Origin of the sequence: Candidatus Megaera venefica, assembly GCF_034554655.1 — a bacterium.
GTDB lineage: Bacteria > Pseudomonadota > Alphaproteobacteria > Rickettsiales > Rickettsiaceae > Megaera_A > Megaera_A venefica.
This window is the reverse complement of record NZ_JARJFB010000082.1, coordinates 1-8,630: the sequence shown is the minus strand read 5'-3', so window position 1 is coordinate 8,630 and position 8,630 is coordinate 1. Positions and strand designations below refer to the sequence as shown.

Below are 8,630 nucleotides of genomic sequence, written 5' to 3'. Positions count from 1 at the left end.
CTTCAGACACATCAAGATCTTGCTGCAAATATTCATAACCACAAAAATATTGCCAATAAATATTTTCCTTTAGCTCTTCCTCCGTAAACGAATCAGAACCGTTGTACATAGCTTGAAGCATTGATAGTGCTAGCATTACTCTATGATCTTTCTTATTTCTACCAAATTGCTTGATTTCAATGTTAGGCAATGCTCTGGCTTCAAGTTCAGACCAATTTACTAAATCCCTTAGTTTATATAACTTGTTTTTAGGATTTAGTTTTGTAGATAATTTCTCTTCAAATAACCTTTCTTGTTTTTGGAGAAAAGTAATATTTTCTATAGGCATAATTTTAAAATCCGTAAGCTTTATGCGGTAATTATACCATTTTCTTATGGATTTTGTAAGCTGTTTATGACATGAAACCCCTTGTTAATTCAGGCGGGGAGAGTTTTGACGGAGGGACTTAATAGTTAGAAAAATAGATTTTTGTTTTGGGGTGCCAAAATCCTAAGTTTTTAACGTTGGACTGTATTATTTCACAAATTTACACCTGAATTTTATCATCGGTGTGCGGAATGTCCGATATAAGCAATACATTATCTTTACCAAACCATCTTTTTGCTTGATCTATAACAGTCTCAGTTGGATTGTCATAATAGACCACCAGATTTTCTTTTGCTCGAGTACAACAAACATAAAATAGCTTCCGTGTTCTTTCCCTCACACTCTCTGTTCCTTTGCCTTCAAAAAGATACCGAAAATTATATTTAGTCCAATTCCCGTTGTTCAAAATTACCAAAATATTGTCAAATTCAGTACCTTTAATTTTATGCTGAGTAGAAAATGCTGTGTATCCTTCAAGATAATTGAATAAATTTTGAAATTCTTTGAACTTAACCTGCTTTACTCGATCATAAACATATTGTTTTTTCTTAATAAAATCTGCAAGCTTATCATCTTTTATACAAATACCATTTTCATGAGCGTATTCTATAACCTCTTCGATAGTGTTGCTAGACATTTGATGTAGGTGGCTAATAATCTCTTTGATCTTCCTTTTACTGGCTACGGATTTTATCTCAAATTCAGTTTTTCTTAGAAATTCATTGTATTCGCCCTGATCGTAAAGTCTTATCTGCTTTTGAATTTTAAATAGGTGCTTAATGAGGTTATCACGTTTTGAACCAATTTTGCCACTATCTTCCGCATTTTCTTTTTTATCATCAAGCAGAGCATCTGTATTTAGATGAATTTTCCTGAATTCTTCGAATAAATAACTTTTTGCTTGTTCATATAGAAAAGGGTTTTTATCTATAAACTCTTGCGTATTTTTAGTTGGGGGAATCTTCAATTTATCGATCACTTGTCCAAAAGTAAAACTAGAAAAATCCTCGGTGATGTTGTTTTCCTTAATATAATCTGTGATTCTTTTCTTATAATCCAGGATTTTATCACCATCATAAATGTCCATTAATTCCTTGAATCCAGCTTTATGGGCTATGAGGTTATGTGTAAGATTTAATTCTTTAGTTTTCTTGGTATCACCGAAATCCCATCTCAACCGCCGCTTAATACACTCTAACTTTTCTGTATCCTTCGAATGGTAGAATTTTATACTTCCTTCTTTGACCGCACCATCTTTCATATTAGGTGCGCCGTGGTCATCTGCATGCCGCTGCTCAATTCCGTCTGTTCTAAGTTTATTAGCCAATTCATAAACTAACCGTGGATTCCGACGATTTTGTTCTTTTTTTACCTCCTGGACTGCGTTTGTAGAAACATAGGACTGGAGGTTGCCTATACTATCATCATATATAGACTGCATCGCATCACCAAAAAAGCCTATCACATTGCTACGGCTGCTTTTCTTTAGAAAATTTAATACAACCTCGATCACTAACGGACTAGTATCCTGGTATTCATCTATGAAGATGAACTTAAACTTGTCTTTAAGAATATCACAAAGCTTTGGATATGAGTTAAACATATGATGAGCCAGAGTTAGTAAGTCATCATGTGAAATAATTCCTTCACTAATTTGTGTGTATTCTTTGTATCGAATGTCCTTTTCTAAGAAATAGTCATCAGATACCTCGCTATCTAGACTTTTGATCTGCTCATCTTCCGAATTTATCAATTTAACTAGAGAAGCCTTTAGTTCCTTCTGATAAGATTTAATGTTGTCCCACAGAAAATCGTGAATCGTGCTTACACTAAGGTTTCTATGATCTACACGACCTTCAATCTCTCTTACGGCAGCGTTTGTGTAGGTTATGCAAGCGACTTTAGCAGTTGGGTTTTCTGCAATAGCTTGTCTTATCACCTGAACCAAAGAAAAAGTTTTTCCGCTACCAGCACCTCCGCTTAGCAAAAAGTTTTGACCATCATCAACATATTCAAAGATTTTTTGGACTTCAGGCTCAAGGTTTAGTCTATCTGTAACCACCGCAAACCCTCTCTAATGTATGCTGGAATATTCCAGTTTGTGAAATCCTGTTCACTGTTCAGCAATACCTCTATTGCAAAGGATGGCTTTTTCTTTACTTCTTTGGCCATTTTCCAAGCATCTATTTCAGAGTTAACAAATTTATTCAAGCTACTTTGTTTTAGGCTGAGGAAGGTATGTTCGGCAATAAATAATTTGTTTATATGGAAGAAAGCATCCTCAAAGCTCCGAGCATGATAATCAACGCTATTAGCTGTTTCTTTTGTTTGATAGGTGCACATTAGATAGCCACCAGCGTCACTAACCCAATCCTTAGAATCTGGGTCTTTCTTCATGATCCTTTCTTCCTGGGGTAAAGCGATAAATTTAGTCAGGGTTTTTTCTTTGCCGTAAAAAAACTGTAAAGAAGCATTGCTGGTTTTTTTGCCCTCAGAAACTTGGCATTTTTTTCTATTCTCATCAACAGAATCTATATCCGTGATAATTAATGATTTTATACCGATAAAATCTATAAATTTTTCAAATATATGAGAATATGCACCAACTTCAATAATTGATATATTTTGCGAGAGCAGTGGTGGCAAACGTAACTCTTCAGCACGTGACTCTTGATCCAACTTTTTCATAATTGCTGGTAATAGTATCCTTTCGGTATCACCTTCGATGAAAATTGCTTTATCTGCAAAAAACAGCTCTGCCCGATGTAGCGTGAGATACTGTTTCAAAAATTTGTAACTTTGGTCACATTCTTTACATTCGTATTTATTTTTTAAATCCTTTAGATTCTTAGAGATAATGCCATCTTTCTCTCTCTTGAAATACTTAATCTTTTCAAATTCACTTTCGGAGACTATATGAGCGGAATGTGTACTTAAAATAGTTTGAAGACTCAAAGTTACTCCGTCTCTCCTTTGTTGGCTATTTTTTAATAAATCTTTGATGTTTTTAATAAACACGTACTGCATTTGTGGGTGTGTATGAACCTCTGGTTCTTCAATAAAAAGCAGATTTATATCGGATGGTTTTTCCTCTTTCTCCCTCTGAAATTCATGAAGCAGTATTTTGATTTCAAAAATCATACTAATCAGGTTCATATAACCTAATCCGTTGTAATTCTCTGGAAGTAAATGACCACCTAAACCCTTGAGATCATACATTACCGTTGTGTTTTCTTGCAATAATTCTTTATGCTGTAGTGATGACATAATTTGGATAATTGAATCATCCTGACTCATTCCTCCAAACTTTTTTACATCGTCAATCACTGCCTGAAACATTGTTTTATAAACCTCGTTCAACTGCTGATCGGTATTGCTTAGGGCGTCTTTGAATTTATCGATGATGTTTGAATTATCATTAGTTGCCTCCATGCTGTTATAAACCCTAGAAGATAAGGAAGATAAAGATTGATCAGAATTTTTGTTGGAAACATTTCTGTTGGCATTAATAGATTTAAAACTAATGATCTTATCAATGCGGATCTTTTCTTTAATCAAATCTGTAAAGATTTGATCATTCTCTCTTTCTTGACCCAAATCAAATAAAACGCTCTTTTTAGATACTTGAAAATAAGTAGAATGTTGATCTTTTAAGAAAGTAAAAAAGTCTTTCGCCTCATCTTTTTTCTCATCTTTTTGCTCTAGATAGTCTTTTTTTAGATTCAAAAAACGCTCATTTGAGAGATAATACTCAAAGGCGAGAATAACTACTCTATTATTAGGATCAAGATCCATGATAACTTTGTTGCCAATGTTCGAGAGATCGTCATGTTCACCATATTCAATATACAATTTTAATGATATCCCAAATGCAAGAAATTCTTCACTGTCCTGACCTGAATCTTCAACACGAGATTTCAAATCATCTTTAAAATCGATATTAAAATCATCAAATGTAAAGGACGGTTTGCTAGCATTACTTCCAAGAAATCTATCTAAGATTAGCAATAGTGACGTTTTGCCGCTGTTATTTTTGCCTAAAATGATTGAGCAATCATCTTCTAGATTAACATGTATATCTTTCAATAATCGAAAGTTCTTTACCAGTATTTTTGTAACCTTCATACTAATTTCTGTATTAATCAAATTCAAATTTGCCCCGAAGCCATAATATACAAGATATTTAAAATAAGCTTTTCATAGAGATTGCTAACGAAAAGTTTGATATCTTAAAGTACATTAAATCGATTGGCCGTATACTAACATCTATTATATACTATACCCGCAATTCAAGATATAAAATTTAGGCTGTATTTTTTACCTTTTTGGTATATATACGTCTGGTAGACGCCAAAGCTTAATATTCATTCGATAACCTCAACTAACCGACAAAATAAACTAACCATCTCAAGCTGCTCGATGTTACTAGCTGCTGTTTCCAGTAAAGAAGGACTATAAACAACTATTGCCATACATTGAGCCCGCGAAACGGCAACATTAATACGATTTTTATCAAATAAGAATTTCATTCCCCGTGCAGACTCGTTAGCATTACTAGCACACATACTTAAAAAAACAATAGGAGCTTCCTGCCCTTGAAACTTATCAACACTCCCTACTTTAGCTTTCTCACCCAATACCGACTTCAATTTATTTACCTGATGATTATAAGGTGCAACAAAAAGCATATCACTCCAATCAATTAAACGATCTACCCCGTTCTTTGCGGTAAAAACACGTCCGATTAATTCATGTGCTAATAGCACGATTTTCTCAACTTCCTCTTCGCTTGCCTGTGTATTTCCCTCATGAAAAACCGGCACGGGGATAATACCCGCTTCTTTGTTTAAAATTCCTTGATACCCATCAGGCACTTTTATACATTGACGATCATTGTCTAGGGCTGATTCAAGTTTCCCTTCATAAATTGCGTCACTGATAAATCGATTAACGGCAGAATGCATGCGGTAAGTTGTTCCGAGAAAAATACCCATTGATTCAGCTATGGTAGGCGTTTTATGTAATAAATAATCTAATATTGACAACCCGCTATCTTCGGGATGACTTCCCTGCGACGGTTGCCCTAATTGCATTTGATCACCCATCAAAATAATATTTTTAGTAGAGCGACTCATGGCAATTAAATTAGCAACGCTTACTTGCCCAGCTTCATCAATAAAAAGATAATCAAACGCATTCTCTAGATCGCTTCGGGCAAAACCCCAAGCTGTTGTACCGATTACGCAGCTTGGCTGCAAATGAGTGGCTATATCTTCATTTTTATAAATATCGACACCAAGTTCGGTTAATGTTTCGTCTGTATCTTTTGTACAAGCAAAATAGCCCGTGATCCCCTCTTCTTTGCAATATTTGACCGTATTAATCAAAAGATGGTTAATTGCCTTATGACTATTAGATGAAATCGCAATTTTCTTGCCAAGTTTTAACAATTCGGCAATAACCTGTTTACCGGTATATGTTTTACCTGAACCGGGAGCTCCTTGAATAGCTAAATAGCTATTATCCAAGTAACGTACCGCTTTTACTATTTCTAAGAGTCGTGATGTAGGATCGTGGCTTACTACTATAGGTTGGCCTGATTGGTGACTTGTAATTCTTGGGATATTACGCATCAAAAAATCAACAATCACCGTATTGACAAGATCACCGCGTAGAAAAGACTCAGCTTGTTTTGTGATGGCCTCCGGAATTGGCTTAACCGGTATATTCTCATCAGGAATCAAAGTAATAATCTCATCTAACTCTTGACTCATTTGTAATGCGATTAAACCTTCGTCAAAATGAGAATCCTCTTTAATAACGTTAACGTTTATATTCTTGCCGTCATCTCGTTCTTTGCCGAGTATAATATATTTTTCACAGATACCTTTAAATTCCTGATTAGGATCAAACGCATATTCATATATAAAATTCCTAGCTCTGGGGGTCGGTTTGTAGGGTGGTTTGTTTGTACGTTTGCAACGTGCTAAACAATCTATATCATCAGATAACTCCTCGTCACTTAAACCCATGCGATCAAAAAAACGCCAATACATCGGCTTTTTTTCGCGCTGATGAAATTCTAATACCCAGGCAAAAAGATAATGTACTTCAGAATTTTTTATATCACCTTGATCTTTTAGTTGAAAGGCTTTCTGTAGTAGCGCGTCTCTTAGTTTAATACGCTCGGTTATTTCATCTTGTACTTCAGCTTCAATCACTTCTGTTTTACCGAGATAAACTATACCATGCTCTTTTTGTCGTAATCTTAGCCAATCAACCAATTCTTGTGTTGAATTACAATCATCTATATTATATTCGCGTATAGCATTTAATATTTTTGATGTTTCCCATCTATCACCGTCGTGATCTTCTCTCCATCGCTCATATACAACAACAGAATCGCCACCTGAGCCAACCTCAGTTGATCGTTTATCTCGATAAAGATGCTCCACATTCTTAATCGAGTAACGCGGTTCACCTAATAACAAACTACCTTTGACTACTTTATATAAATCAACAAATACCTCATTACGTAGTAACTGATCAACCTCATGCTCGCAAATACCGTAGCGCCCCATTAATTTACGGCATGCTGCAATTTCATAATTAGCGTAATGATAGATACGCATAGTCGGATCTTGTAACCAACGATCATATGTCCATTCAATAAAAGCTTTGAACGATATTTTTTCCTGCTCCTTAGTATGCGCCCAAAAATCTTTATATTGACGCGCCCTACTTTCATCAAAGTAAGTCACACCCCATAGATACTCTAAACCGCCGTCTTCAAGAGGAAAACCTTCAATATCAAAATAAATATCTAGCGGTGAACTTGGCGGAAGTAATGATAATCCTGTTTTTTTATCAATTTCATGCGGTAAAATCTGATATAAAGGCACGTCTTTCCCAACACTATCCTTTTGAATTTTAGCTTGCGCTTTTAATCGTGTTAACACATCAGGATTTATACCTTTTATAGAATCACAATCTGAGTCAACTATCGCTTGCATAGTATTAACACCGACTTTATGCAACTTTTTAATTTGACTTCTTGTTATTGTGGCAATCCGGCATAAGTGATCTGCCTGTGTTAACATATTTTCAGCATAATTAGTCCATCTACCATAACTAGTAGAGTCAGCTGGATTTAGAAGATGATGCTCAGAAAAATTTTGATGTGCTTGTAAAAATCTGGATTTCAAGTTTTGGTAATAATAAAAGTAGTCATTTGTGCGCAAACCTTGATTATCGCCGTTACCGAGTGCCGCTACTACATAATCAGGTCTTCTTCCTTGTAATGATTCTAACATTTCGGCATAACAACATAATTGTATAACAACATACGGCTTTAAAGTTTTAGACAGCTTAGTATCCCAAACTTCATAATAAAAATCACCTAAACCGCTTTTACCTTCTACTTTTACCAAAAAATCAGCATATCCTTTAAACGGCAATAGCGACAAGGCGGCCTGATAAATGACGTCTACCCCTGATTGCATAGCAGCAATCGTATCTTGTGCTGCATTCGGGCTTTTTGAAATTTGTATAACGCTAAGATTTGCTTCAAGAAAAGATTTTAAAACCTCATCTTCGTGCAAAGCTCCTTTTTTTTGTAATAAAGTCATAAGCTCATCCGGTGCATCTGCAGAAGACAAAAGATTGGGGTTAATAAGCACCGAATGCTCCATCCATGATGCAAAAGGACTATCCATATATAATGTTAGGTCTGAAGGAGAATAAATTATTCGATCTGTTTCAATATGCATAGCAATCAATATTTTATCTATTTTATTTAAAACGGCAGTAGCTTAACTAAGCCTTGAATTTACTTTTACCTCAGACTAAATAAATCTCTTAATTGATCGTTATTTAATTCGGTAATCCAATTTTCACCGCTACCGACCTTAAGATACAAGTCGGTTGGCTGTTCCATTGCTCCCCAAGCCCACATTATTAGCTGAGGTTAAGTTTAACCCTTGATTGCTATATTATAGGCTCTTTCGGTATTGGCATAAGTTCTTCCACTCGGTAATCTATTATCACAATCAATGCTGCTACAGTTAAAAGTCTCAACCCACATATTTTCCGTATATTGCCATGATTTCTTAATTATTTGTTCACTATTGATTGTTACAATAACTTACTAAGTTTGTTTTACTCACAATAGATTTACGTAATAAAAATGCTAAAAAATATTTACAACTCCTATTTTAACCGCCTCCTCAACTTAACTCTTGAGTTCACATTATACCTTACAACC

General features: G+C 35.0%; 4 protein-coding genes. All 4 read right to left on the bottom strand.

Annotated elements, in window-relative coordinates; all coding sequences use genetic code 11:
* A partial coding sequence (locus Megvenef_RS05705) for a transposase (RefSeq protein WP_322776028.1) occupies nucleotides 1-328 on the bottom strand: 328 nt, incomplete at its 3' end.
* A 199-nt stretch (nucleotides 329-527) separates the two neighbouring features.
* Nucleotides 528-2,429, bottom strand: coding sequence for an ATP-dependent helicase (locus Megvenef_RS05700; protein ID WP_322777015.1), 1,902 nt, complete (start codon nucleotides 2,427-2,429; stop codon nucleotides 528-530).
* Entirely contained in the window at nucleotides 2,411-4,492 is a 2,082-nt protein-coding gene (locus Megvenef_RS05695) for an AAA family ATPase (protein WP_322777014.1), read from the bottom strand. The genes Megvenef_RS05700 and Megvenef_RS05695 overlap by 19 nt, the downstream gene beginning before the upstream one ends.
* Before the next feature lie 239 nt (nucleotides 4,493-4,731).
* Entirely contained in the window at nucleotides 4,732-8,136 is a 3,405-nt protein-coding gene (locus tag Megvenef_RS05690) for a TM0106 family RecB-like putative nuclease (RefSeq protein WP_322777013.1), read from the bottom strand.
* Nucleotides 8,137-8,630 lie beyond the last annotated feature (494 nt).